The organism is Pseudoalteromonas sp. Z9A4 (genome assembly GCF_011378845.1).
Lineage (GTDB): Bacteria > Pseudomonadota > Gammaproteobacteria > Enterobacterales > Alteromonadaceae > Pseudoalteromonas > Pseudoalteromonas arctica.
The window spans coordinates 46,010-72,208 of the sequence record NZ_WTLA01000005.1 but is presented as its reverse complement, the minus strand read 5'-3'; the positions used below and the strand labels follow the sequence as shown (position 1 = coordinate 72,208).

20 protein-coding genes and 2 pseudogenes are annotated in these 26,199 nt (G+C 38.1%); 9 read left to right on the top strand and 13 right to left on the bottom strand.

Annotation, left to right across the window (positions count from 1 at the left end; all coding sequences use genetic code 11):
* The first annotated feature begins 30 nt into the window (after positions 1-30).
* Positions 31-1,188, top strand: coding sequence for a cupin domain-containing protein (locus tag GQR54_RS05865; protein WP_166376827.1), 1,158 nt, complete (start codon positions 31-33; stop codon positions 1,186-1,188).
* A 154-nt stretch (positions 1,189-1,342) separates the two neighbouring features.
* Entirely contained in the window at positions 1,343-1,801 is a 459-nt protein-coding gene (locus tag GQR54_RS05860; RefSeq protein WP_010552647.1) for a GNAT family N-acetyltransferase, read from the top strand.
* Positions 1,802-1,863: 62 nt separating this feature from the next.
* Here the strand turns inward: GQR54_RS05860 and GQR54_RS05855 are convergent, their stop codons facing one another.
* The 3 genes from GQR54_RS05855 to GQR54_RS05845 form a co-directional block, all read right to left on the bottom strand.
* The gene (locus tag GQR54_RS05855) at positions 1,864-2,310 is read right to left on the bottom strand and encodes a DUF4826 family protein (RefSeq protein WP_007580192.1); all 447 of its coding nucleotides are present in this window, start codon (positions 2,308-2,310) and stop codon (positions 1,864-1,866) included.
* Between the two features lie 117 nt (positions 2,311-2,427).
* The gene (locus tag GQR54_RS05850; protein ID WP_166376826.1) at positions 2,428-3,831 is read right to left on the bottom strand and encodes a M28 family metallopeptidase; all 1,404 of its coding nucleotides are present in this window, start codon (positions 3,829-3,831) and stop codon (positions 2,428-2,430) included.
* A 118-nt stretch (positions 3,832-3,949) separates the two neighbouring features.
* Positions 3,950-4,342 carry a hypothetical protein gene (locus GQR54_RS05845; protein WP_024589167.1) on the bottom strand — a complete coding sequence of 131 codons (393 nt, stop codon included), beginning with the start codon at positions 4,340-4,342 and terminating at the stop codon, positions 3,950-3,952.
* A 149-nt stretch (positions 4,343-4,491) separates the two neighbouring features.
* Here GQR54_RS05845 and GQR54_RS05840 point away from each other — a divergent pair, with 149 nt between their 5' ends.
* Positions 4,492-5,289 carry a hypothetical protein gene (locus tag GQR54_RS05840; RefSeq protein ID WP_166376825.1) on the top strand — a complete coding sequence of 266 codons (798 nt, stop codon included), beginning with the start codon at positions 4,492-4,494 and terminating at the stop codon, positions 5,287-5,289.
* A 6-nt stretch (positions 5,290-5,295) separates the two neighbouring features.
* Here the strand turns inward: GQR54_RS05840 and GQR54_RS05835 are convergent, their stop codons facing one another.
* On the bottom strand, positions 5,296-5,700 hold the full coding sequence (locus GQR54_RS05835) for a GFA family protein (protein ID WP_165727856.1): 405 nt from the start codon (positions 5,698-5,700) through the stop codon (positions 5,296-5,298).
* A 247-nt stretch (positions 5,701-5,947) separates the two neighbouring features.
* Here GQR54_RS05835 and GQR54_RS05830 point away from each other — a divergent pair, with 247 nt between their 5' ends.
* Positions 5,948-6,784: a hypothetical protein gene (locus GQR54_RS05830; protein ID WP_165727855.1), complete on the top strand. Its 837-nt coding sequence runs from the start codon at positions 5,948-5,950 to the stop codon at positions 6,782-6,784.
* A gap of 149 nt (positions 6,785-6,933) precedes the next feature.
* A complete protein-coding gene (locus GQR54_RS05825) occupies positions 6,934-8,781 on the top strand; it encodes an ABC transporter ATP-binding protein (protein ID WP_166376824.1) in 1,848 nt (615 codons plus the stop codon).
* A gap of 130 nt (positions 8,782-8,911) precedes the next feature.
* Here the strand turns inward: GQR54_RS05825 and GQR54_RS05820 are convergent, their stop codons facing one another.
* From GQR54_RS05820 to GQR54_RS05810, 3 genes are all read right to left on the bottom strand, one after another.
* The gene (locus GQR54_RS05820) at positions 8,912-9,331 is read right to left on the bottom strand and encodes an MAPEG family protein (RefSeq protein WP_166376823.1); all 420 of its coding nucleotides are present in this window, start codon (positions 9,329-9,331) and stop codon (positions 8,912-8,914) included.
* A 189-nt stretch (positions 9,332-9,520) separates the two neighbouring features.
* On the bottom strand, positions 9,521-11,908 hold the full coding sequence (locus GQR54_RS05815; RefSeq protein ID WP_166376822.1) for a GGDEF domain-containing protein: 2,388 nt from the start codon (positions 11,906-11,908) through the stop codon (positions 9,521-9,523).
* 228 nt (positions 11,909-12,136) lie between these two features.
* Complete coding sequence (locus GQR54_RS05810) at positions 12,137-13,246, bottom strand: endonuclease/exonuclease/phosphatase family protein (protein WP_166376880.1); 1,110 nt, start codon at positions 13,244-13,246, stop codon at positions 12,137-12,139.
* Between the two features lie 296 nt (positions 13,247-13,542).
* Between GQR54_RS05810 and GQR54_RS05805 the strand changes: the two genes are divergently transcribed.
* The 4 genes from GQR54_RS05805 to GQR54_RS05790 all read left to right on the top strand — a co-directional run bounded on the left by GQR54_RS05805 (position 13,543) and on the right by GQR54_RS05790 (position 19,509).
* Positions 13,543-15,837, top strand: a complete 2,295-nt coding sequence (locus GQR54_RS05805) for a peptidase U32 family protein (protein ID WP_166376821.1) — start codon at positions 13,543-13,545, stop codon at positions 15,835-15,837.
* A gap of 13 nt (positions 15,838-15,850) precedes the next feature.
* Positions 15,851-16,510, top strand: a complete 660-nt coding sequence (locus GQR54_RS05800) for a glutathione S-transferase (RefSeq protein WP_165741189.1) — start codon at positions 15,851-15,853, stop codon at positions 16,508-16,510.
* A gap of 135 nt (positions 16,511-16,645) precedes the next feature.
* Complete coding sequence (locus GQR54_RS05795) at positions 16,646-17,908, top strand: valine--pyruvate transaminase (RefSeq protein WP_165741190.1); 1,263 nt, start codon at positions 16,646-16,648, stop codon at positions 17,906-17,908.
* A 398-nt stretch (positions 17,909-18,306) separates the two neighbouring features.
* Positions 18,307-19,509, top strand: coding sequence for an Nramp family divalent metal transporter (locus tag GQR54_RS05790; RefSeq protein WP_165741191.1), 1,203 nt, complete (start codon positions 18,307-18,309; stop codon positions 19,507-19,509).
* A gap of 100 nt (positions 19,510-19,609) precedes the next feature.
* Here the strand turns inward: GQR54_RS05790 and GQR54_RS05785 are convergent.
* The 6 genes and pseudogenes from GQR54_RS05785 to serS form a co-directional block, all read right to left on the bottom strand.
* Positions 19,610-19,921 (bottom strand): annotated as a pseudogene (locus GQR54_RS05785) (hypothetical protein); the annotation flags it as partial.
* 191 nt (positions 19,922-20,112) lie between these two features.
* The gene (locus GQR54_RS05780) at positions 20,113-21,087 is read right to left on the bottom strand and encodes a transposase (RefSeq protein WP_166376820.1); all 975 of its coding nucleotides are present in this window, start codon (positions 21,085-21,087) and stop codon (positions 20,113-20,115) included.
* A gap of 93 nt (positions 21,088-21,180) precedes the next feature.
* A pseudogene (locus tag GQR54_RS05775) lies at positions 21,181-21,912 on the bottom strand (transposase); the annotation flags it as partial.
* A 172-nt stretch (positions 21,913-22,084) separates the two neighbouring features.
* On the bottom strand, positions 22,085-23,818 hold the full coding sequence (locus GQR54_RS05770) for a zinc-ribbon domain-containing protein (protein WP_166376819.1): 1,734 nt from the start codon (positions 23,816-23,818) through the stop codon (positions 22,085-22,087).
* Complete coding sequence (locus GQR54_RS05765) at positions 23,818-24,510, bottom strand: hypothetical protein (protein WP_166376818.1); 693 nt, start codon at positions 24,508-24,510, stop codon at positions 23,818-23,820. The genes GQR54_RS05770 and GQR54_RS05765 overlap by 1 nt, the downstream gene beginning before the upstream one ends.
* 378 nt (positions 24,511-24,888) lie before the next feature.
* On the bottom strand, positions 24,889-26,193 hold the full coding sequence (gene serS / locus GQR54_RS05760; RefSeq protein WP_166376817.1) for a serine--tRNA ligase: 1,305 nt from the start codon (positions 26,191-26,193) through the stop codon (positions 24,889-24,891).
* Positions 26,194-26,199: the final 6 nt, after the last annotated feature.

The following is a 26,199-nucleotide window of genomic DNA, read 5'->3' as shown; positions in this document are numbered from 1 at the left end:
CCCCATTGCACTAACTAGTAGGCATAATGTATGTATCAATTAAAAATAAATAATTTGTCTGAGCAAGAGTTTTTAAGCCATTTTTGGCAAAAAAAGCCGCTTTTAATCAAACAGGGTTTTGCTAATTTTCAAGACCCGCTTGATGCTAATGAACTTGCCGGCCTAGCAATGGAAGAAAGCATAGAGTCACGTATTATCACCAATCATAAAAATGACTGGCAAACGCACCAAGGTCCATTTGAAGACTTTGAGCAGTTAACAGACGATCATTCTACATTGCTCGTGCAAGCAGTTGATCACTGGCATAGCGAAGCTGCACAACTACTAGAGCCATTTAGGTTTATTCCAAACTGGCGCATAGATGATTTAATGATCAGCTATTCAACGCCTAATGGTGGTGTTGGCCCACATTTAGACCAATATGACGTATTTATTATTCAAGGCGAAGGTAAACGTCATTGGCGTGTAGGCCTGCCCGATCCAACACTTAAACAGTTTGCTCAAAATAAAAAGTTACTGCAAGTTGAACCTTTTGAAGCCGTAATTGATTGCATATTAGAACCAGGCGATATTTTGTATATTCCACCAGGGTGCCCTCACGAAGGTTACGCTGTAGAAAACGCACTAAATTATTCAGTTGGTTTTAGGGCGCCAAATCAACAAGATTTATTGTCGAGCTTTGCCGATCATATTATTGATACCGAAAGCGGACAAAAACGTTATACCGATCACAACATCACACTAAGAAAATCAAAAGGTGAACTTACAAACCTTGAAGTTGATAAAGTTAAAACACTGATGGCGGCACTTTTAGAAAATGACGATTTATTTAAACAATGGTTAGGCTCAACGCTTAGTCAGCCCAAGCATGAAATGGATTTAGCACCAGTAGAACCTCCATTTACACCTGAGCAAATAAGCGATGATTTAAGTGATGAAGAAGCTGTGTTTGAGCGTTTAGGTGGCACGCGTGCTATTTATCAGCAGCTCGATACCGAAGTGTTATTAAGTGTAAACGGTGAAAATTACGCTATGCCATTAACTGACTTAGCGGCGGTAAAACTACTTACCGATAATACTGAATTTGAAAGTTCAGCATTAAATTTAACAAACCCAAGTTTAGTTTTTACTCAAACTTTTACTACACTTGTTAATGAGGGGCTTTGGTTTAATATAGACCAAGAGTAATAATACCAATTTTATTAATAATGGTGAGTATTTTGCAGCGTAAAATATTATGTATACAGGTTAGTTAAAAATTTTAATTTTCACCTGATATTGGCTTAAATAATTTTGCTGTGATTGCTTACTCATTTTAATTGGCTATCAATAGGAGTTTGCAATGGGCTATCTGGTTGATAAGGTTGAATGGGATATAAAAAAAGATATGCTACAAAAAATTCGAGAGCGAGTTTTTGTTTACGAGTTACATATCCCCAAGCACATCGAATTTGATAGCCTAGATAAAATTGCATTACATGTACTTGTTACAGACGATGCAAACTGCCCTATTGCAACAGGTCGGCTGTGTACAGATGGCTTAATCGGCAGAATAGCGGTATTACCCGAGCACCGTAATCGCAAAGTATATAAATCGCTTCTTAACTTTATTGTTGAATTAGCTTCCAACCAAGGTATAGAAGAAGTAAGCATTAATTGTATTTTAAATGAGGTAGAGCGTTTTAAGCGAAATGGCTTTATTCAGCAAGGAAATGTTTTTATGGAGGCGGGAATTCCTAGGCAACGTATGCAATGCTCTGTTTCGGCGTTTAATACAACCCCCTTCACACTTGTCCATTAGATAAAGAAAAGGGCAATAAATAAGCTATCACCCTCTACATTGTTACTTAACCCAAACTGTAGTTACTTTGGTTCATTTGCCCACAGCGGTTCATTATCATACATTTCGTACAAGCCATGTGCTCTATTTATAAGTAAGTTAGCAAAATCTACCTGCGTTTTATCACGCGCGCCTGTACTCATAATTTGATCCGCTTTTAATTGCCACTGCAAAGAAAAATAACGCATTGCATCGCGAGCATCTGTAGCTGCACTTACTTCAGCATGATCTGTAGGTAAGCGCCCTGTTACTACCCAATATGTTTTACCGTTTTGGGCTTTAAATTTCCACATTGCACAAAGTGGTGCTAAAAATCGGCTGTCTTTATCAACTACTGATTTTGGCATAATGCCCTTTTCGGCTAAATGTTTTTGCGCTGCTTGAAAACATTCGCGTTGCCACTGCATTCTTTGCTCATCAGTTATAACTTGCTCTTTTGCTGTTAACGGCTTTTTTTCTTGTTGTTGCATTCTTAATAACCTTTTACTTCTTTTTTAACACTCTAAGGGCTTAGTAAATAAGGCGCAAGTATAAAAAGGTCGTTTGCACCTTAAAGCGCTCTGTTTGCTGTGTTTTTAGCCAAACTATTATTTTATATTGTGATCAAACGAACCCACATCACCCGGAAAAACTACTGGAGACTCAATACCGTCTTTACTAACAGAGGCTACACCAAAGTAATAATTATCAATCACTACGTTTTTAAGTGTGTACTGTGAAACCTTACCAACGTATTTACTAAACTGCCATTGCGGCTCGCTCGTGTAACGCCAATAAATTTTATAGCCAGCAATATTTTCATCACTGCTTTGTTGCCATGAAAACGACGTATCAGCTTTAACAGCGCCCTTTATTTTAACTTCTTTTGGCGGTGCGGGTGCCCACGCCATAGACGCCATCGTTACCGCATTAAGTGAAGTTAACTTAGCCGTATAATCAAAATCAACACCTTCAATGGTATCGCCATACTCAACACCATTTTCAGTGCGTAAATCTTGATGCTGACGATCGTAGTGCTCGTTAGTTTCCATAATACGCACTGCTGCAAAACCTGCGTCATTAAATGGACGATGATGCCCACCACGGCCAAATCTATCTAATCGATATACGAGCATTGTATCTAAATTGGGAATGTATCTGTCGGCAATAGTATCTATGTAGCGTGCTAAATTACGACTCGCAGAATCAACTTCACCACCTGTAAAGCGCCGAGTATTAGCTTGTTCTTTTGTTTCTACAACACGGGTACCTTCTGAAAATATACGTGCAGTCGTGTTATTAGTTACCCCATTAATACCGGTAATATTGCCAATCATATCGTTGTTTAAAACGCCATGAACTTGCCAGTTATGCTTTTGTGCATAAGCCGTTAATATTTTACCGCCAAACAAACCTTGCTCTTCGCCCGAAAGCGCCGCGTAAACTACCGAACCATTAAATTTGTATTTACTTAAAACGCGAGCTGCTTCTATTACTCCTGCCACGCCCGATGCGTTATCATTTGCCCCAGGAGAGTCGCTAGTAAAGTCCATAACATCACTTACACGTGAATCTATATCACCCGACATCATCACCATGCGATTCGGCTCGCTCGACCCACGTTGAATAGCCACTATGTTAACCACTTCAACAGGATTAGGAATGCGTTTTTCGCCCGATATAGTGTCCTTTACTTCAATAATTTCCAGACAACCACCACACTGCACAGATATTTTTTCAAATTCTTTTTTTATCCAACGCCTAGCCGCACCAATACCTCGCGTATCCGATTTAGTCTCTGAAAGCGTATGGCGAGTACCAAAATCCACCAGCGTTTGAATGTCACTACCGATACGGGTAGCCGACACTTCACTTGCTATATCGTGTAACTTTTGTTGGTCGGTATATTGTAATTGCGTTTCACCATGTGCTGATAATGCAAGTGTGCAAGCGCCTGCAATTGCAGTAAATTTGAGTAACGTTGTTGTGATTTTCAAAGGTGTTTTAAGCATCTATTAGCTCCTAATTATTATAGTGTAACCATTACTTAACTAAGATTTTATGGCAATACATTTGAGGTAGATGTAGAAAGGAGCACGCTAAAGCGCAGTTATAGTAATACTTAGAGAGTTAATTGAGTCGTACAATCAACATAATACCGGTCATAGGAATTAACCCAAACATCCACAGCTTTATTCCTAAAATATATTTTTTAAAGCTCCCTTTATTTATACAAGATCTAACTCTACTTCTATAACCGTTAAAATCACCCAAAATTAAAAACACAATTCCAATTACGATTGCGTAAAATAGAGCACCAATAAGTAAAGGGTTTTGCTTAAAAGTACTGATTATTTTATCTAAGTAGTGAATGTCAAACGTCATAGCTAAAAGAAAACTATATACAGTAGATATCATAGCTAACAATGCTGCAGCATTTATGGCCGTATTTTTATTTCTTGAGTCTAATTTTTTCATCCACTGAGCACACACAAAATGAACAGCGCAAATAAATGTTCTCATTTTCAATCCTTGAATAACGTCTAACTAATTAATTGCTAATACAATATTATATTTTGAGGTTAAATTACAAACCTTGTTACACAATAATCTATTAAAAAATATGTTTTTCGTGGCACACTGTCATTGTTTATATATTAATAGTTTAAGTTATGCGTCAGCTAAAAGAAGATACAGTTAAAAGTAACCTTATTGAGTCGCAGCAAAGCGCATACGGCCCCGTATGCGTGTATCAAAATAAAGAATACCGGTGGTTAACGCTTGCACAAAAAACCAATGAAGACATTACAATTCAGGGCGTTATGAACCTTATACACCCTGAGCAAGTAATAGTACCTGTAAACCAGTGTATGATGTTATTTTTACTTAAACCGGTAGATACACTAAATATATTAAATTTAGGCTTGGGCACTGCAGGGTTTGAGCGAATTATGTATCACTTACAAAGTAATACGCCTTACATAAACACCATCAATACATTTAACACGGTAGAAATAAACCCAAGCATTGCCTTAATTGCTGCCCAGCACTTTAAGTTACCAATTAAGCACAGCACCTATTTACAATGCGCCGAACAATATATTACCCAATGCACTGATCACTTTAACGTAATCACTATCGATATTTTTAGTGGTGAATATCACCAGCCTTTTTTAACCAGCGATAGCTTTTGGCAAAATATAAATAGCTGCAGTGAGCAAAATACGCAAGTAATCATTAATTTAAACCCACAAACTGGCCAAGAGCTGCAAATGCTTTTAGTACTTTTAAGGCAACATTTTAAGTGCTTAGCGATAATAGAGTTTAACGAATACAAAAATATAGTAATCATACTAAGCCAGCAAACATTAATGCACATAAACGTTGATGAAATACAAAACTCACCGGTGTTTATAAATTTTGCACCAAACCTTTATAAAAGTATTAACAGCATTTACCACATTGAATAAAACGCGTTACCGACCAGGTTCATGTTTTTCATAGCACGGTAAACTTGTTTCTAACTTCTCCCAGTTAGCTTTAGACGTAACAAAATTATGCGATAAAACCTGCTCAGTAATATCGCTATCAAATATTCCTAAACGAATTCGTATTCTGCTTTTGTCATCATTATTGCTACTGTAAACCGGCGAGCCACACCACTTACAAAAGTAACGAGTGCGCCCTGGTTTAAAACTAAATTCACTAAGTAATGCTTTTCCTTTGGTTATTGTGAAGTCATCTGTATTTACAAAGCCATTGGTTGCAAATGCAGTCCCGCTGTTTTTTCTGCACAGTGAACAATGACAATGAATAATGCTGGTTATACTACCCGACACTTCAACCCTTACCTCACCGCACAAACACGAACCCGTATACATATAACATCCTAACTATTAAATTATTTTAAACTCAGCTGAAATTTGCTGAGTTGATTTAATGGATAAGTTTACTGGTTAATTTTTTGAATGGAATAATAATTTTTGTATCTTCGCAGTTCCCACGCCATTACCTATTGCTTTAATGGTTGACATAAAAACATTAAATTGGTTACATAACTCTCAATAAAAACTATAGCCAAAATTTAAATTGGTTAACCAAATATCAATAATATTACGAGAGCCAATTATGTCTTCCAAACACATTTTAATTCTATGTTTGTTTAGCACGCTATCAGCATGTTCAACCATTCAAAAAAGTACATCGAGCGATTGGCTACTTATTGATAACTTTGAAAATTCACTTAGCAAGTGGCAAAGTGTCGATACCCAAAATGAAACTAAACCACAGGTTAAAAACCCACAAATAACAGTTATACAACCAGAACAAGCAAACTCATCAACAAATCATTATTTACTAAAAAAACCTGCAGCTGAGGGCATTGTAGGAAATCGTAAAGCGCTTTCTTATACAAAACTTCCACAAGCGGTTGAAGTTGGTCAAACCTACACATTTTATATGCGTATAAACGTAGCTGCCTTTCCTAATAACCATGCTTTTGGATTAAGCAACCTTACGCCAGAGCTAATTAATAAACATGCGTACGATGCGTTTGAGCCTACACTTCGCGTAACCGATAAAACAGAATCAAACGGGTTTGTAAACGATGGCGCTTTAATGGTTAAAACCGACAGCGGGTATAGCAACATTCAAAACTACACTACCAAACAATCGGCCAAGCCACTGCAAACAAATACCTGGTACGACGTATGGTACGTTGTTAATAACGCAGCAGCCTCAGAGCAAGGTCAGCAATATGATGTTTACGTAAAAGGTGGTGAATTTAGCAAGCAAACACTGGTGTATAAAAATGCACAATTTAGAATGAAGCGCGAACAACCTCTTATATATTTTTTAGCAAACTGTAATACAGGCCCAATTAAAAAGCCTTACGGAAATGGTGGTCTCAGATATGACGATTTATACATGAGCAAAGGTACAAACCTAAATAACCCAATGCTATAAAGTAAGTGAAGTGTTTTTAGGTGTTCTTTTATACATAAGTTTATATTAATAACGCTCTAGCATATTCACAATTAATACCTTACAAACCTGCATTTAAAAATACTTAAATGGTATAATAGCCACCATTATTTGCCATTTAAGTTTTTAAAATGTATCGATTATTTGAAAAAATGACAAAAGCATTTCCTGAGGATCAACCTACTCAGCCGCCTTCGACTTTATTTGCTTTTTGTCGTCACTACACCAAAGGAATGGAATTGTCGTTGGTGCTAATGTCAATCAGCGCCGCCATGCTCGCTATTTTAGAGGTTTCTTTATTTAGCTATATGGGGCAGCTTGTTGATTGGTTAACGGCCTACACACCCGAAACCTTGTTTGTAGAGCAAAAATCAGAACTTATCAAAATGGCTGTCATGCTCTTACTGGTATTGCCCGTAGTCGTATTTTTTCATTCTGCTATTTTGCACCAAGCATTACTGGGCAATTACCCTATGTCGATTCGCTGGTTAGCGCATCGTTATTTACTGCGCCAAAGTGTGAGCTTTTATCAAAATGAGTTTGCAGGAAGAATAGCCACCAAAGTATTACAAACCTCTTTAGCCGTTCGCGAAACAGTGACCAAACTACTCGATGTATTAATGTACATAGTGGTTTATTTTGGCTCAATGGTATTTTTAGTTGCCGAAGCTGATTGGCGCTTAATGATCCCTTTATTAGTTTGGTTGGTTTTATACATTTGCGTACAGCTTTATTTTGTACCTCGCCTTAAAAAAATTGCCAGCTCACAAGCTGATGCGCGCTCAGAAATGACCGGTCGAATTGTTGATAGCTACACAAATATTTCTACTATTAAATTGTTTTCGTATACCCAGCGTGAAGAGCAATACGCAAAACAAAGCATGGATGTATTTTTGCAGCCTGTGTACAAACAAATGCGCTTGGTAACCAGCCTAAACTTTGTTATTCAAAGCTTAAATTATTTATTAGTATTTTCGGTTACCGCAGTATCACTTTATTTATGGTCGCTTAGTGCAATTAGCGCAGGTGCCATTGCAGTTGCTGTTAGTTTAGCGCTTAGATTAAACGGTATGGCGCAATGGATCATGTGGGAAATAAGCAGCTTGTTCGAAAACATTGGCACCGTAGCCGATGGTATGAAAACACTGTCTAACCCTATTGAAGTTGCCGATAAACCAAATGCCGATACACTTAACGTAAGCCGAGGTGCTATTGAGTTTAACAACGTACATTTTAACTACGGCAAAGCTGCAAACGAGACTAATCGCAGCCCAGTAATGAATGGTTTAAACTTAAACATTAAACCTGGCGAAAAAATTGGCTTAGTCGGTCGCTCTGGTGCAGGTAAATCAACACTTGTTAACTTGTTACTGCGTTTTTACGATACTGACTCAGGAACAATAAAAATTGATGGGCAAAACATCACAGACGTAAGCCAAGAAAGTCTACGCCGCTACATAGCGATGGTTACGCAAGACACTTCCCTGCTTCATCGCTCAGTAAAAGACAACATTTTGTATGGTCGCCCTGATGCAACACAAGACGAAATGATCAACGCGACCAAACAAGCTAAGGCACTTGAGTTTATAAACGACTTGGTAGATAGCAAAGGTAACAAAGGCTTTGATGCACAAGTGGGCGAACGCGGTGTTACTCTTTCAGGCGGTCAACGCCAACGTATTGCTATTGCACGTGTGCTACTTAAAAATGCACCCATACTTATACTCGACGAAGCCACCAGTGCACTCGACTCAGAAGTAGAAGCGGCAATTCAGGCAAGTCTTGATGACTTAATGACAGGCAAAACAGTAATCGCCATAGCGCATAGGCTCTCAACCATTGCACAAATGGACAGATTAATTGTACTTGATGACGGCGGCGTAGTTGAGCAAGGCACTCATGAAGAACTAATCGCTAAGGGCGGGATTTACGCAGCCCTGTGGACACACCAAACAGGTGGGTTTATAGGCGTCGATTAGCCATTAATATTACCTTACTGTAGACGTGGTTTATATTCTGCTGCTACCTAAACAAAAAAGCGAAGATGCCTTAAAGGCTCTTCGCTTTTTTGTTTAAAGTTATAAATAGAGCTTATAACTTTTTTATAAATTAAGAGATTAGTCTTAACCCTATCATTATCAGCATAACCACATTAGCAAGCACACCAATTAAAAAGAAGTAACTACGTGGACTTGGGTTGTTCTCCGTTGCTATAGCGTAGTACAGCGCCATGTGAATTAAGCGCGCAATTAAGTACACCCAAATACACATAGCAAAAATCGGGCTTTGATAATTAATTACAAACGCAAATAACACCGTACCTATAAATAATGCGCTGTTTTCAAGCGTATTATGAAACGTACGATGCGCTCTAAATATAAAGCTATCGTGCGATAAATCCTCGTCAATTTTACCTGGTACAGCATTTGGCTCTTTAGCTTTGCTAAACGTAGCCACAGCCCACTGTACAAGCAACATAATTAAATAGAGGTAAAATGCCAAATAGGCCGAAAGTGCAACTTCAGTCATTACTAAATCCTTTATTTTGTTTTTTAACTTAGTTTAGAGTGCAATTTTAAGGCCTAAGTTAATACACTGATATTTAAAGGGTTAATTTAATAAGCCTAATTACATATGTAAGTAACTCACGGCGTTGTATAAAATTTACTTGTTATGATTTTAAAAATAACATCAAAACTGAGCTGTATACTGCTGGATTTACTCCGATCTAAAAAGCTTAAACTCTTCAAACGCACAATCCCACAACACAACTTGATTACGACCCAAAGACTTAGCCTCATAAAGTGCTAAATCGGCCTGTTCAATTAACTCAGAAGGTGTTCTGGCTTTAAATTTAATAGACGTAACCCCAAAACTACACGTAACAGGAATATCATCAAATATCGCTTTTTCTACTTTAATACGAATAGCTTCAGCAATACGTATTGCTTGCTCTTGAGTCGTGTTGGGTAAAATAATACAAAATTCCTCGCCACCAAAACGGGCAACGCTATCGCTCGTACGTATATTGGCTTGTAAAAGACTGGCAACGCCACAAAGTACGGTGTCGCCAATGCTGTGCCCATAAGTATCGTTAACACTTTTAAAATGGTCAATATCGACCATTAAAATACAATATTCTTCAATCTGAGGTAAATCCAAAAAGTCGCGATTCATAATCTCAAATAAAATGCGGCGGTTATAACAATTGGTTAAAGGGTCTCTCGCGGCCAAATAGTCTAACTCTTCATTACGTTTTTTAGAGGCAATAAAGCTTCGATAAACCAATAAAACAATAGCTAAACAAGCGGCTAATAAAAATGCGAGCGCAATACTCGCGTATTTGTTTTTTGCAAGCTCTAGCTCTGATATAACCCTAGCTTGGCCTGATATTTCAATTTCATTGTTTTTCTTTTCAAGCTCAAGTTGATGGAGTTTTTCTTTTTCTCTTAACGTCTCCAGCTCTATTTCCATTTTGTGAGAATGCAAATGTGCTTTTTCAAGAGCAAGCTTACTTTCGTCTCTTTCGTATTGAATGATTCCGGTCAGGGCTATTTCTTCTTCCGCGTAACGTAGTAATTCATTTATTCGTCCACGCTGTTTTTCTGCTATTCGAATTTCACGATAAGCGTATAGCATATGTAACTTATCATCTATTTCGGTTGATAAAGCGAGTGACCTTTTTAGTAAAGAAATCGCCTCATTTGTATCAATACCAATTAAAATCCCCGCGAGCGCTGTTAGCGACTTTATCTCATAAAGCTTACTGCCCGTTTTTCTGGCGAACGACAACGACTCTTTGTAATACTCTATAGCCTTGTTTTTATTCCCTTGGGCACGATAAATATTAGCAATAATACGCGCCGTTATAGAAATGTAGGATGTAAGATTTTTGGTTTGATAAGTTACGTAAGCTTTCTGAGCAAATTTCATCGCTGATTCTAAGTCGCCAGACTCATAGTTAATAACAGCCATTTCTCTTAAGGCCGACGCGAGCGTTTTTTCCTCGACCACACCTTTTGGTAAATCAATGGTTATTTGATAGAAAATCTCGGCCTGATCAAACTGCTTTAATCGTGTGTATAGCAGCCCCATTTGATTGGATGTTTTAGCAATCCCAAGCACGTTATTTACTTTTTTATAATATAAATATGCCTCATTTATATGCTTAAGTGATTTTTCATAAAGGTTGATATGTCGATAAATAATACCAGCACCTAATAATGCTTTAGCCAAGCCAACAGGATCGTCAATTTCTTTATGTATTTCTAATGCACGAGTGCTGTAATCAAGGGCTAAAACTAAGTTGTCTAAATAGCGCTGCGCTTCTGCTAGTGTATTTAATGTACGCGCCATCAACTTTAAATCATCTAAATTAGTATATATCTCTAAAGCTTTGGTATAAAAATGAGCCGTTTGCTCTCTATTTTCAAGGCGCTTATACGACTGAGCTAATTTTTTATACGTTTCACCTAACTGTTTTTGTATTTGTACGTCTTTATTTACAAGGTATTTTAAAGCAGATGAATATTGCGTGATCGCGTCATTGTATTTTCTTTGTTCATAAAACGAATCCCCCTTTGTTAGGAGTACTTGTGCTATAAAAAACTTATCGCCATACACAAGCGTTGTTGGTAATAAAGTTTCAATGCGGTTAGCAAGTTCGTCATAACGTTTTTCATCTAATAATATTTTTATATAATTAATAGACGCCTTTATTTGGTTGCGTGAATCATTTAATTTACTGTAATAAGCCGAGGATTGTGAAAAGTGATGAAGCGATTCATTAATATTGTTATTTTTTTTATTCGCTTTACCTAATAAGTTATGTAATTTTGCGCTGAGTAACGTGTCATCAGCACTTTGCGCTTGTAACAACAACGCCTTACTTAGTTCGATACTTGTTATAACGTCAGTATCCATAAGTAATTCGGCTCTTTTTAGCAGCCCTGCATTAGATTCATTGATTAAACTGTATGAGGTGGTTTCTTGCGCGTAAGCGCTACTTAAACTAATAAACAAAGCAAAAAGCAAAGCTTTCACTAACAATTTAGAATTATAAATTCGATTTACGAAGAAAGTGTGTACTTGCGAAGTTAAGTCCATCTTTCGCGTGTGATACGAGTAAGTGTAAAATTCCATATTTACCATTTTAGTGATTTGTTATTAATTTAATGCAAAAATTCTGGCGATAAAATATACACATAAAGACTGCAGGTCAAGTTTCGCTGCAATATGGGTAATTGTTAATTTATGATTTTAGCATAATTATGCATAATGCAGCTTAATTCTTTTTTAGCTTAATCGTACGCTGTAACTTACTAAATGAGAAACCTAGCTTCTCAGTTTAAGGGTAACCAATACAACACCGTGGTCGGTAGTTAAATCATCACGCTCGTACTCAGGGTTTATTAAGTGCCTGTCGTAAGTGTTATAACCACTGACTTCAAAAAAGCTGTCATCGTAACTAGCGTCAAACTCACACGACAATAAAATATAATCAAGCACTGAGCTGCTCGCGCCATAATAATGTGTTGGCGGCCTTAACGGTGCTGGCTTTGTTATGTTTATATTTTTTACTTGGCTTTTATCCGCTGAATCAACAATCTCGCTGTTACTGCTATCACAATCACTTTGTACATCGTTTGTTATTGCTTCATCGCTAAAAACCTCATCATTACTTAGCTGCGACTTAACAAACAAATCCCATGAATCATTTAGACAATATTTAGCGAGGTAGGTTTTAGCGTCAAACGCAGGTGCAAAGCGCAGCGTACTCGTCAGTAAATGGCTTAATACGCCATCCGCAAGTTCATTATTAAAGTCCCCCATTAATAGCATGGGTTGTTGCGTAGCTTCGCGGCGAGTAATCATTTGTATCATTAGCAATGTAGCTTCACTGCCACGCTGAATAGTTGAGCCCCACCCACCCGCTACATTCGCTTTTAAAATCTCAATTATGTTTTGCTCGGGCGCTAGCTCTTTGTTGTGTTCATCAACATTAATCATTGGGCGCTTAGATTTAAAATGCACCACATAACAATCAGTATTGCCTATGTGCGGTAAAGTAACGGTCACTCTCAATACCTTACGACTAAAAGTAAACTCACTATTAAGGCCAAGCGTACTTGCAAGCTCACTATCGTGTTCAACCGCTGCTACCTCAACTATGGGATATTTAGAGGCAATCGCTACCACGGGGCGCTTATAAATAAAATCGTCAATCACTTCTGGTGTATCTACCACTGCAAAGTAGTTATAGCCTTGCTCAGCAACTAGCTCTTTTAACGAGTCAATACTAAACACTTCCTGAAAACCAATCACATCAGGCTCGTGCTCTGTTAAGTAATCAACAATCCAACGCTGCTTTTTAGCCCACTGTTGCGCGGTATAAATCTTCTCAAACTCATAGTATGCATTGGGCGGCTCAAGATAGTTAAACAGGTTAAATGTGGCTATTTTTAGTTGGGTGTTAATAATTACAGACTCTTCACGGTTTAAATCTGTATCTAACTGTTTAAGATCTTGATTGCTGATGGGTATCGCCTAAGTAAAGTTGAAAATGTTGCTTGCTTATAAACTATCATTTTATTACATGTTTACGTAATAAATCAGCCAGCTTAATTGTAATTTTATACACTCTTTTATTTTAGTCTTTATTATATCCCTCAATAAATAGCATTAACGTGCTTAACCAGATAAAATTCGCGGCAATTAAATATGAGCGAAGTGAAGTTGTCATGAGTAGAAAGATTGAACTATTAGCCCCAGGCGGTGATGTAAACGCGGTAAAAGCCGCCATTGTAGCCGGTGCTAATGCGGTTTATTGTGGGTTAGATACCTTTAATGCACGTAACCGAGCGTCTAATCTTTCGTTTGATGAGCTTAACGGCGCACTTCGCCTAGCCCATGAATACGGCTGTGAGATATTTTTAACGCTAAATGTAGTTATATTAGAGCACGAAATGGGTGCGCTATTTAAGCTATTAAATCAGCTAGTAAATACCACGCTCGATGGCATTATTGTGCAAGATTTAGGGTTGTTCAATATAGTTAAAAAGCACTTTCCTACGTTGCATATTCACGCATCAACTCAGTTAACCACGCATAACGAATCACAGGTTGAGTTTTTAGCGCGCATTGGCGCTACACGTGTAAATTTATCGCGCGAGCTTAACTTAACTGAAATTAAAATACTGACCGACGTAGCGCATAAATGCGACGTATTAACCGAAGTATTTGTGCACGGCGCATTATGTATTGCGTTTTCAGGGCAATGTTATTCAAGCTCAGTAAGTGTGGGTAACTCGGGTAATCGTGGTCGCTGCTCGCAAGCGTGTCGTGATGAATACGAGCCAACTGCGATGGGTAACAAGCATCCGTTAAACTTAAAAGATAACTCAGCTTATTTCGACCTGCCAGAGCTAGTAGCCGCAGGTGTTGATTCGTTAAAGGTAGAAGGTCGTATTAAAGGCGCTAACTACGTACATACGGTTATTGATAGCTGGCGCAAACAAATAGACACGTTTGTGCAAACCGGTAACCTAATTGAAGACGATTCAAGCTTATACAAAGTATTTAACCGTAACTTTACTAATAAGTTTTTAACCGGCGACATGACCAAAAACATGTTTACCGATAACCCGCGCGACCATAGCTTTGATCACGCAAATGAAAAAAACAACGCAATTTCGGTCGTGCAAATTTACGATGCACAGCAAGAGCTTTCTACTCAAAAAAGTGAAATTGATTCGTTAGTTAAAAAGAAAATTGAATTTTTAGATATTTCAAAGCGCGAGCTTACATTAGAATTTTCAGGGCAATTAAATCAGCCATTCACTGTAAACATAATTATTGAAGATAAAAACGATATTACGCTTTCGAATAAAAACGAAAAAGAGCCTCTACGCTTTGAAGTTCAATCGCAAATGCCTATGCAAACCGCCGATAAATCGGTTGTTGATATTGCTGCTATTGATAAACGCTTTAAAAGCTTTAGTAATGCCAATTTTGAAATTAAAAATATGGATTACTCAAACTTAGGCAACAACTTAAGCATTCCGTTTAAAGAGCTCGCCCGTATTAAAAAGCAAGTCGCGTTTTTATTAAACGAAGGCAAAGACGTACTCGCCCCTGTTGAATTACCAAAACTAGTAAGCCACGAAAAAGCAGATAAAAACAAAACAACACTCTCTATTTTAATATCGGACATAAAAGACGTTCACCTATGTGATTTAACAGATGGCGATGTTTACTTTAAATTACCTGAGAGCTTTAGAACCGATAACGATAAATACATCAACGTATTTTTAGAGCACCCGCAGTTAATTCCGTGGTTCCCGGCGGTATTAATTGGTAAAGATTTTGAAGAAGCGGTACGTTTACTCGAGGTTGTAAAACCTAAGCTTATTATTAGTAACAACACAGGCGTTGCATTTAAAGCCGTGCAAATGGGTCTTGACTGGATTGCCGGTCCATTATTAAACACTACAAACTCTTATGCGTTATTAACGCTACAAGAAGATTTAAACGCAAAAGGCGCGTTTATTTCAAACGAAATAAACAAGCAGCAAATGCGCAGTATTAAACGCCCTAACAACTTTAAAATGATGTACAGCATTTATCATCCAATACTAATGATGACCAGCCGCCAGTGTTTTTTCCAGCAAACCGTTGGCTGTAAAAAACCACGTATTGATGCCAGCTGTATGCTGAGCTGTAAAAAGGAAACAACCGTTACCAATGTTAAAGGCATTAGCTTTGCCATTGATAAACAAAAAGGCGGCTACCCGAGCATTTATAATCATGAACAATTTTTAAATATGGATATTGTGACCGATTATGCCGACAAGTTTGACGAGTTCATGATTGATTTAACCGACATTGGCTCAGGCGATAAAGAAAAACTCGATAAAGCCGTGTTACTTGCGCATTTTCAAGATTTAATTAGCGGGCAAACACAAGCAGCTGATCAGTTAAATCACATGGTAAAAGTAAAAACACGTCAGCAATATGTTGAAGGTTTAAATAGCTAAGGTAAGTAATAAAATGACACTGCCATTATTATATTCATTACAACACTGCCCATACGCAATGCGTGCACGAATGGGGATTTTAATGGCAGAGCAACACGTGCTACTACGCGCTATTAAAACTAAAAACAAACCACCGCATCTTTTGCAAATATCGCCAAAAGGCACGGTGCCTGTTTTATTACTGCCGAATAATCAAGTTATAGATGAAAGCCTAGATATTATGCTGTGGGCTTTAAAGCAAAACGATCCGCATAATTTACTTCATACTCAAGACCCATTAGCACTTGAGCGCATGCTTGAATTAATTAAGCTAAACGACACGAAATTTAAACCAGTGCTTGAAAAGTATAAGTTTTATGCTCGCACAAAAGACATGGCACAAATTTATTACCAAAAAGCCTGCGAAGAATTTATTAAGCAATTTGAAGAAAAACTAACCACGCATAAATACTTAATGGGCGATGAAAAAAGTCTAGCCGATTATGCCCTGCTACCATTTATTAGACAGTTTGCCCGTGTAGATAAACATTGGTACTTACAAAGTGAATACACGCATGTACGCGCATGGTTAAACGAGTTTTTACACGCCCCCATGTTCACCAAAGTTATGACCAAATTTGATTTGTATATGGACTGCGGCGAAGAGTTTTTATACGGCGTTAAAAAATCTTAACTTAGCCTTTGTTTTATAGAAATTTTATTGTCATAGCCAACTACAAAGCTAAGTATTGAATTATTCTCATCATCGGATTTAAGCCCTTTATTTACGCTATACTGCCCTCCCCATTACTAACAAACGCTATGCATTATGAACTACTCAAACTTCGGCACTAAATTCACACAACCCAACGGCATTACTCAGTTAATGGAAGATTTAGGTGGTGCTAAAAACAGCAACAATCCTAATATTGTTATGCTCGGTGGCGGTAACCCCGCATTAGTACCACAAGTAAATGAGGTTTTTTTAAGTGAATTACAAAAACTCGTTGCCAGTAACAAGGTATCGCAGGTATTTGGCCTTTACGACGGCCCGACTGGTAACGACGAGTTTAGAGCTGCATTAGCTGGCCAGCTAAGTAAAGAGTTCGCATGGGATATTAGCGCCGATAACGTAGCACTTGGTAATGGCAGCCAAGCTAACTTTTTTGTATTGTTTAATATGTTGGCAGGTGAAATGCCGGATGGCAGCCATAAAAAGATTTTATTTCCCCTTGCGCCAGAGTACATAGGTTATGCCGACCAAGGTTTATCTGATGATATGTTTGTTGCCATAAAGCCTGATATCGAAATTTTAAATACAGGCAGCACATCAAAACAGTTTAAATACGTCATTGATTTTAAAGCAGTTGAAAAAACACTAGCAAACGACAACAGCATAAGCGCGCTGTGCGTATCACGCCCTACTAACCCAACAGGTAATGTAATTACTGACGATGAAGTAAAGCACCTTGATTTGCTCGCTAAGCAATATGGTATTCCACTCATTATTGATAACGCATATGGCGATCCGTTTCCAGGTTGTATTTACACCGATGCAAACCTAACGTGGAACTCAAATATTATTTTATGTATGTCACTTTCAAAACTGGGCCTACCGGGTTTACGCAGCGGTATTGTGGTTGCTAATAATGAGATTATTAAAGCAATTGGCCGCGTAAACGGCAGCATGGTTTTATCGCCAAATAGTATTGGCCCAAGCTTAGTGACACGCTTAATTAACGACAACGAACTACTGCCACTGTGCCGTAATGTTGTACTGCCTTTTTATCGTAATAAAGCACACATAGCGATTGAATTGTTTGATGAAGTATTTGCCGAGCTGCCTGTTTATTTGCACAAAGTTGAAGGCGCATTTTTTATGTGGCTGTGGTTTAAAGATGCAAAAATGACAAGCGAGGCATTGTATCAAAAGCTTAAAGAGCAAGACGTGTATGTGATCCCAGGTCACAACTTTTTTATCGGCATTGACGACAGCTGGGCGCACAAGCACGAGTGTATTCGTATTAACTATGCTACCGATGCAGATACCCTAAAAAAAGGCTTAGAAGCGATTAAATCGCTAATAAAGTAAATACACTGATGCTGATATTAACATCGGCATCACCTATTTAACTCGATTGGCTTATATATTCGTTTAAAATTTACTGCATTTAATACTCTGCTTGTTTGTGCAGCAAGCGTTATTTTAACTTTGAACCTTAGCTTGTAACACTTACTCATACCCACTTTTAGCTTAAACTTTATCCAAACGCACTGTATCCCCTTTAAATTTATATATAAATTGGTATCCTACGCGACCTTTTTTAACATATGCTTGTTAAAAGAGAACCTGCCAAGGGGCGATTGTCGCTGCAAGGCACTTAATTTAAGTGGCAGCAATGACACAATCGGCATCGCGTATAAATATCGGTTTTAAACGTTAGATGTAACTTTAAATAGCAACATGCAATAGCACTATTAAGGCCAATTATGCGATTAGGACCAGGACTGCTCGTCACCGCTGCCTTCATTGGACCAGGGACCATTACTACCGCCAGCGTGGCAGGTGCAAACTTTGGTTTTGCACTTATATGGACATTACTGTTTTCAGTAGTTGCCACTATATTATTACAATCTATGGCGGCGCGCCTTGGCGTTGCTACCGGGCAAGATTTAGCTCAAGCGCTCAGAGCACATATTCAAACGCCCTTATTCAAATCTTTAGCTATATTTTTAGTCATTAGCGCGATTGGTGTGGGCAGTGCAGCTTATGAAGCGGGTAACTTAAGTGGCGCTAGCATGGGATTAATTGAAATATTCCCTCAAGTTAGCTCCCAACTATGGACACCACTTATTGCTTTTTTTAGTGCAGCTTTACTGTATAGCGGCAAACATAAAGTGGTTGAAAACGCGCTAATTTTACTCGTTATTTTAATGAGCTTAGTGTTTATCTCAACACTTGTAATGGCAGCGCCTTCACTGGGTGATGTATTTGCTGGTTTTATTCCTAGTATGCCTGAAGGCTCTATTACAACCATACTCGCTTTAGTTGGCACTACCATTGTGCCGTATAACCTATTTTTACACTCCGGCGTACTCGCTGCTAGACACGACAGTAACAGCGACATGCAAAAAGTGATTAAACAAACAAATGTTGATACAGGCCTATCAATCACTTTAGGCGGTGTGATCACGCTCGCTATTTTATCTACTGCATCGGTTGCATTTTATGGCACAGATGCGGGGCAAATTAGTGCGGCTAACATGGCCGTACAGCTAGAGCCATTACTTGGTGATGCCGCTCATTACTTTTTTGCTATTGGCTTGTTTGCAGCAGGTTTAACTAGTGCTATTACAGCGCCACTTGCGGGTGCTTATGCTGTGTGTGGCATGTTAGGTTGGTCAAACGATATGAGTAACGCACGCTTTAAAGGCGTTGCTATTGTTATTTTATTGTTTGGTGCTGCGGTTGCCTCACTCGGTTTAGACCCTGTCGCGGTGATTATATTCGCGCAAGCGGCTAACGGGTTATTACTTCCTATTGTTAGCACCTACCTTGTATGGCTGGTTAATCAAAAAGGGGTTATGGGAAACTACACTAACTCTTTGGTGTTAAACCTGGTAACCCTACCCGTTTTAATCCTAATTTTTGGGCTAAGTAGCTACAAACTAATTAGTTTAATTTCTAGTTAAATTCTAAAAAATCATATTTAAAAGCCACTGTTTATAATAAACAGCGGCCTTTATTTATTAATCACTAAATAACGTATAAGCCGTACTTATATTCACACATCTAATACGCTTTTTGGTTGTTAGTTACCTTTATTAATTGTGAAAACGCATAACCACCTATCGCGCCGGCAAGCAGTTGAGCATAAAAACCCCAGCCTCTTGCGCCCGCTATAATATGAATATTCATAATTGATTCAATGGCAATTAACACAATACCAAACGCCACAATGCCAGCAATAACAAATAACTGAGTACTGTATTTTTGAGCCTTTTTATTAAGCTTTACGGTAACAAAAAAAGCGATGGCAAGTGCTACGGCAATAATAGCGCCGTAGGTAGGTAATAGGCCTAACCAATCATCACGCATTAAACTAGACAGCCACTCCAATTGTAAACTAATCTAGCGCCACTAAATTTACTTTTTTGAGCTAAGAGTTCACCTCTTTTTATATCTTTACTCGCGCGTTACACATTTAATAAGCAATTATCACTGTTAAACCTAAATTACACGCATGAAAATGACTGCATAATGCAGTTGTGATTTATTACTGAGTAGTTTAAGTTTTATGCCAGTAGCTTTTCGCAGTTACTGATATTCGCTCGCCGCTTTCGGTTTAAGTTTTCACAATAACCTTCTTGTGAGGCTGGCCTGCCGACTGCACCATGAAATACACGCGTAAATTGTGTGGTGAGCTTTAACCAGTTTTCTGGGGAGATATTAACTCTTTCTAGTAAGGGTAAGTGTGTACTTTCAATATAACCACGTTTGTCTTCTCGTATACAGCGCCCTGTTAGCTCAACAAGTTCAAGGTACGATTTAAGCTCAAACGGCAGCCCTTTTGGCATAATTTGACGAGGCATCCCTGCAAAGCGCAGTAGTTGTTTTGGTTGCTTGCCATCCTTTGCATACGTTAAACGCTGTTTGATGCTGGTATGGTCTGACTCTTCTGGGGTGTTAGCCATTTTAGCTCTAATGGGGTTTAAATCGACATACGCCATACAGGCCGCAAGGGCTGCTTCATCTAATAATGCTTGAGACGTAAATCGTCCTTCCCAAAAACGGCCAGTGCAGTTATCTTCTTTATTTGCTCTGCGCGCAATGTTTTCATTTAACAACCGCATAAACCAGCTAATACTTGATAGGCGCTCTCGATATTCCTTTACTGTTTGATTAAAAAAGATAAGTTCAACTTTACTTAGCTTTTCACCTTGTACATATTTTTGCGTTAGCAATGTGCCTTTACACAGTTTATGCCAACGAATAACAATCGCTTTATCATTTAACCTATTCGCTTTTTTATCATCAACGTACAACACTAAGTGGGTATGGTTACTCATTACGGCATAAGCACATACATCAATACAAAATACCTTGGCTAACTCAAGCAGCCTATCTTCAACCCAACCTCTGCGATGCTCAAAAGATTGGCCTGTAAAACGGTCTTCACCGCACAGGAAAGCACGCCGAACACATCGTGATATGCAGTGGTAGTATTTTGTATCAACCAAACTTACTTGACGCTTTCTTGCGATTGCCATAAGACACCCAGCTCACTTTTTACACTAAACAAAGGCTAGCCTCTAACTTCAAAAAGTGCAAAATTTAGGTTGGGTGTCACTGTTAATTTTTGCAAGGTACGATTTAAGCTCAAACGGCAGCCCTTTTGGCATAATTTGACGTGGCATGCCTGCAAAGCGCAGTAGTTGTTTTGGTTGCTTGCCATCCTTTGCATACGTTAAACGCTGTTTGATGCTGGTATGGTCTGACTCTTCTGGGGTGTTAGCCATTTTGGCTCTAATGGGGTTTAAATCGACATACGCCATACAGGCCGCAAGGGCTGCTTCATCTAATAATGCTTGAGACGTAAATCGTCCCTCCCAAAAACGGCCAGTGCAGTTATCTTCTTTATTTGCTCTGCGAGCAATGTTTTCATTTAACAACCGCATAAACCAGCTAATACTTGATAGGCGCTCGCGGTATTGTTTTACTGTTTGATTAAAAAAGATAAGTTCAGCTTTACTTAGCTTTTCACCCTGTATGTATTTTTGCGTAAGTACAGTGCCTTTACACAGCTTGTGCCAGCGAATAACAATCGCTTTATCATTTAGCCTATTCGCTTTTTTATCATCAACATACAGCACTAAATGGGTGTGATTACTCATAACAGCATAAGCACATACATCAATACAAAACACTTTGGCTAACTCAAGCAGTTTATCTTCAACCCAGCCTCTACGATGCTCGTAGGATTGACCTGTAAAGTGGTCTTCCCCACATAAAAATGCACGGCGTACGCAACGTGATATGCAATGGTAGTACTTTGTATCAACCAAACTTACTTGGTGCTTTCTTGCAATTGCCATAAGACACCCTGCTTATTTTTCACACTGATAAAAGCCTAGTACTTAGTTCACTAAACTGCAAAAAATAGGATGGGTGTCACTGTTATCGCTGTTTTATCGCTCCGCTATTAAAATTTGCGGTGGAAAGTGAGCTTTAGCGCTTGCTGTCCACCTCAGGGCATGTTGTTAGGTGTTAACCCGAGATATACTCATCAGCAGCATTCTTAATAATTTTAGATCTTACATCTTTAATATATGCGATCTTCATTAAGTCTTCTCTAGTGGCATGAATGACATCTCCAACAAGAGGAAACTCAGGCTCAACCCGGTCAGATATTTTTTTGGTTATTGAAATGCTTCGAACCGAATCATCAAGTAATGATCCTACTATCGATTTTTCAGGTATTTTACTCCCGCATTCAGGACAAAATTTTGCATTTGCAGATATTTCAGCAGAGCATTCTTGACACTTTTCTGAAGTTGATTTTAACTGTTCAAGATATGGTAAGAACATCGGATCATTAGCATTAAATTCTCTATAGTCTTGTAAACTTATCATATCAATCACTTCACTAAACTTATTCGATACAAAAGCTTTTTCTGTAAATAACAGTGCAAGGTGAATCATATATCTCTGTGCTGTTTTTTTAGAGGATATCTTCACAGTTCCCTGTTTTGATAAAATACCAGAATAGCAGAGAAGGTCTAAAGACAACTTTAGATTAGGGGACATATCTCGTTGAATAGTAAAAAAAGCAGATTGAAAATTTACTTTTTTATCACGGTTATTTCTTATCTTTATTTCAGGGATTATATAACCACGTAATACGTCCATTCCCAATTTTACGTGATGAGAATATTTAGGGAGTCGTTTAGTTAAACCCATGTGATAGGGTAGAAGCTCTTGATCAACGAAATCCTGTGTAGCCAACATTAATGCTCTTTCTGAATAACCTCTATCCCATAAACGATTAAACAAATGTAAAAATGCTCTTGGGTTCCCTGAGGATAAGTGTATGCATTGATCTAACACCTCTCCTTTTGCAAAAATTTGTTTTCTAAGACTCCCTGTTTCAGGAGTCCTTTTTGTAATAATTTCGCGGTATAGCTTTCTCGAGTAACTCCGGGCAGGTCCTCCTGTTTCAATTGTACCAAGAGGTATTAAAATGGCATCATGTCCAATTTCAAAATTCTTTCCATACGAAGTAATTGAAGGGTAGACAGCGGCTTTAACCGCAATTTTACCTCCATGTATTAACTTGAATATTTCAAAAAATATTTCTTGTTGCTCTGGAATAAAAGTATGAGCAGCTTCATCAAAGAGAAAAATGACCTTATTTAATGAATACTCTTCAATAATTTCTTTGATAATTCCTGATACATACGAAATATCATTAACCTTATCTAAAAAGTCATCACCTATTTCTTCAATGATATTTTCTTTATTTTCATTTTTAGATAGTTTTTGTAATAAATGAATTTTTTCTTGCAGCGTTCTTTTCATTGAATATATGGTTTGAACACCGAATATTCTTTTAAATGGGTCTGATGAGTCATTTTCATTAATTACACCATTGGTAATTAGTTTTTCATATAACGATTGTAATATTTTGGCTCCAACCCATACTTGAAAAGCACTTTTATTATCTGCTTTTACACCTTCAAGAAGAGTACTTGTTTTAAAGTTTACATAAACGGCAAGGCTCCTTTCATCTTTAAACTCTCGATCCAGTTCTGCCTCCGTCTCTTTTAAAAGCATTGATTTACCAACACCTCGAGCACCTTGTAAAAGGTGTGAACCGCTATACTTAAGCTTCCCTATAATTTCTTTTTCTAACTTACCAAGCACAGCTAAGCTAGTTATTTGGGAATCATCTAGATCTTCAGTTCTTGCTGCATGAAGTAAATCAAAGTCTTTAGCTGCCATTATAAATCAAACTCCTTTTTTGCCGTTGGGACACAAGTAAATATTTCACTTGTAATATCATATCTAATTATAAATGCTTTAACTAACTGTTTAAGAATCACTTCTATCAAATCTATGAAAGTCAGCCATTCTTGCTCAATAAACTTAAACCTACCGGGCATTGAACTTTCAAACGTTGTTATTTTCCCATGTACGACATCGCTTAGGTCTCCATATATTTTTTGAAGCTCTTTACAAGGAAGTAACTCACCTGTTATGGCTTGAGAATTTTCACTGTTTAAGTATGATAAATAACCTTTAGAGTTAATGTGGTTCAACATCTCAGAGAAGCTAAGATCCTGATCATGGCTATTCCATGAATGAGCCATATGTGGCATATCCCATAAATAAAGTGCGGCAACTCCTAATTCGAGTATTCTCCGTAGTACTATGTTGGCAGGTTTATCCATGGAACTTGAAGCTAAGTATAATGCAGATACACCATCAGAAAAAATTTCATCGTAAATTTTACAACATATTTCATGATGTTTAGATGAACTATTTTTCCTTAAAATATCACCTGTCGCAGCTACACATTTAAGGTAAATAAATGTATTTTCGAGCCGTACGTCTTCAACGTTTTTCCATTCATTAAAGTTATGATCGAATTTATCATGTAATTCGATCATTACATCTTTTGGTGCTTTGTTCATATTTAAGACTCCGGACTCGATTTAGAAGAAACACCTAAAAACTTTGTATCCGACATTTGTCGCTTTACAAACCGACAAATGTCCAAATATTACAAAGGTTCTAATTTAACCAGCTAATAAGGACTTGTAAACAACTAGTTAGCCGATATTTAAGTTTCCTTGATGTAGAAATACCCCAAAATGGTAGAGATCAGTAATATCGGACAAAAAAGTAATGAGCCATAAAATAGGTGTAAGCGATATTATTAATAAGATAACTTAAATTTTTCTCTAAGCTTTTGCCTTTAACCTAAAACAAAAAAGCCGCTGTTCATTGCAAACAGCGGCTTTCGTCTTAAGATTTACAAGCTTAAAGCTTGCTTAACTTAAACTTGATTTTTATTGTTTACCAATTACTTCAAGTCCACCCATGTATGGGCGTAAAACCTCTGGCACAACAACTGTACCATCGGCTTGTTGGTAGTTTTCTAGTATCGCTACTAGTGTACGGCCAACGGCTAAGCCTGAACCATTTAGTGTATGTAGTAACTCTGGCTTTTTAACACCTTCACGACGAAAACGTGCTTGCATTCTACGCGCCTGAAAGTCAGCCATGTTTGAACATGATGAAATTTCGCGGTATGTATCTTGCGCAGGTAACCATACTTCTAAATCGTATGTTTTAGCTGAGCCAAAGCCCATGTCGCCCATACATAAAATTACTTTACGGTATGGTAGGTCAAGTGCTTGTAGTATTTGCTCTGCGTGCCCTGTTAACTCTTCAAGCGTTGCCATTGAGTCTTCTGGTTTTACAAGCTGTACAAGTTCAACTTTATCAAACTGGTGTTGACGAATTAAGCCACGTGTATCGCGACCATAGCTGCCTGCTTCACTTCTGAAACACGGAGTGTGAGCAACTAAGCGAATTGGTAAAGCGCTTTCATCGTAAATTTCGTCGCGGGCGCTGTTTGTAAGCGGTACTTCAGCTGTAGGAATTAAGCTAAAGCCGGCTTGTTGTTCGCCGTCGTCATTTACAAGGCCTAATGTGTGGAATAAATCGCCCGCAAATTTAGGTAGTTGGCTTGTGCCATAAAGGCTTGCGCTATTTACTAGGTACGGTACATACATTTCTGTGTAGCCGTTTTTATCAGCGTGTGTATCTAGCATAAATTGCGTTAGTGCACGGTGCATACGCGCAACTTGGCCACGCATTACAGTAAAGCGTGCGCCACTAATTTTAACGCCCATTTCAAAATCTAAACCGTTTAGGTCTTGACCTACATCTACGTGGTCTTTAACTTCAAAATCGAATTTTTTAGGTATGCCCCACGTTAAAATTTCAACGTTGTCGTCTTCGTCTTTGCCCGCTGGTACTGACTCGTCTGGCAAGTTTGGAATTGCTAAAGCAATGTCGTTAATTGCGGCTAATACTGCATCTTGCTCAGTTTTAGCGGCGTCTAGCTCACTGCCTAAGTTAGCCACTGCATCAAGTAGTGGCTGAGCGTCTTCGCCTTTTGCTTTGGCTTGACCAATTGCTTTTGCGCTTGCATTACGTTGACTTTGAAGTTCTTGCGTTTTTACTTGTAATGTTTTGCGTTTTTCTTCAAGTGCCGTTACCGTCGCAACATCGAGTTCGTAACCGCGCGCCGCTAAACGTGCTGCAGTTTGTTCGATGTCTTGACGTAAAAATTTAGAATCTAACATGTTAGT

What these genes read in the sequence shown, in the direction of transcription:
- serS (WP_166376817.1), bottom strand. Translation starts at nt 26,193, where the DNA reads ATGTTAGATTCTAAATTTTTACGTCAAGACATCGAACAAACTGCAGCA.
- GQR54_RS05845 (WP_024589167.1), bottom strand. Translation starts at nt 4,342, where the DNA reads ATGAGAACATTTATTTGCGCTGTTCATTTTGTGTGTGCTCAGTGGATG.
- GQR54_RS05860 (WP_010552647.1), top strand. Translation starts at nt 1,343, where the DNA reads ATGGGCTATCTGGTTGATAAGGTTGAATGGGATATAAAAAAAGATATG.
- GQR54_RS05820 (WP_166376823.1), bottom strand. Translation starts at nt 9,331, where the DNA reads ATGACTGAAGTTGCACTTTCGGCCTATTTGGCATTTTACCTCTATTTA.
- GQR54_RS05805 (WP_166376821.1), top strand. Translation starts at nt 13,543, where the DNA reads ATGAGTAGAAAGATTGAACTATTAGCCCCAGGCGGTGATGTAAACGCG.
- GQR54_RS05780 (WP_166376820.1), bottom strand. Translation starts at nt 21,087, where the DNA reads ATGGCAATCGCAAGAAAGCGTCAAGTAAGTTTGGTTGATACAAAATAC.
- GQR54_RS05850 (WP_166376826.1), bottom strand. Translation starts at nt 3,831, where the DNA reads ATGCTTAAAACACCTTTGAAAATCACAACAACGTTACTCAAATTTACT.
- GQR54_RS05765 (WP_166376818.1), bottom strand. Translation starts at nt 24,510, where the DNA reads ATGAACAAAGCACCAAAAGATGTAATGATCGAATTACATGATAAATTC.
- GQR54_RS05865 (WP_166376827.1), top strand. Translation starts at nt 31, where the DNA reads ATGTATCAATTAAAAATAAATAATTTGTCTGAGCAAGAGTTTTTAAGC.
- GQR54_RS05835 (WP_165727856.1), bottom strand. Translation starts at nt 5,700, where the DNA reads ATGTATACGGGTTCGTGTTTGTGCGGTGAGGTAAGGGTTGAAGTGTCG.
- GQR54_RS05825 (WP_166376824.1), top strand. Translation starts at nt 6,934, where the DNA reads ATGTATCGATTATTTGAAAAAATGACAAAAGCATTTCCTGAGGATCAA.
- GQR54_RS05770 (WP_166376819.1), bottom strand. Translation starts at nt 23,818, where the DNA reads ATGGCAGCTAAAGACTTTGATTTACTTCATGCAGCAAGAACTGAAGAT.
- GQR54_RS05855 (WP_007580192.1), bottom strand. Translation starts at nt 2,310, where the DNA reads ATGCAACAACAAGAAAAAAAGCCGTTAACAGCAAAAGAGCAAGTTATA.
- GQR54_RS05815 (WP_166376822.1), bottom strand. Translation starts at nt 11,908, where the DNA reads ATGGACTTAACTTCGCAAGTACACACTTTCTTCGTAAATCGAATTTAT.
- GQR54_RS05830 (WP_165727855.1), top strand. Translation starts at nt 5,948, where the DNA reads ATGTCTTCCAAACACATTTTAATTCTATGTTTGTTTAGCACGCTATCA.
- GQR54_RS05795 (WP_165741190.1), top strand. Translation starts at nt 16,646, where the DNA reads ATGAACTACTCAAACTTCGGCACTAAATTCACACAACCCAACGGCATT.
- GQR54_RS05840 (WP_166376825.1), top strand. Translation starts at nt 4,492, where the DNA reads ATGCGTCAGCTAAAAGAAGATACAGTTAAAAGTAACCTTATTGAGTCG.
- GQR54_RS05790 (WP_165741191.1), top strand. Translation starts at nt 18,307, where the DNA reads ATGCGATTAGGACCAGGACTGCTCGTCACCGCTGCCTTCATTGGACCA.
- GQR54_RS05800 (WP_165741189.1), top strand. Translation starts at nt 15,851, where the DNA reads ATGACACTGCCATTATTATATTCATTACAACACTGCCCATACGCAATG.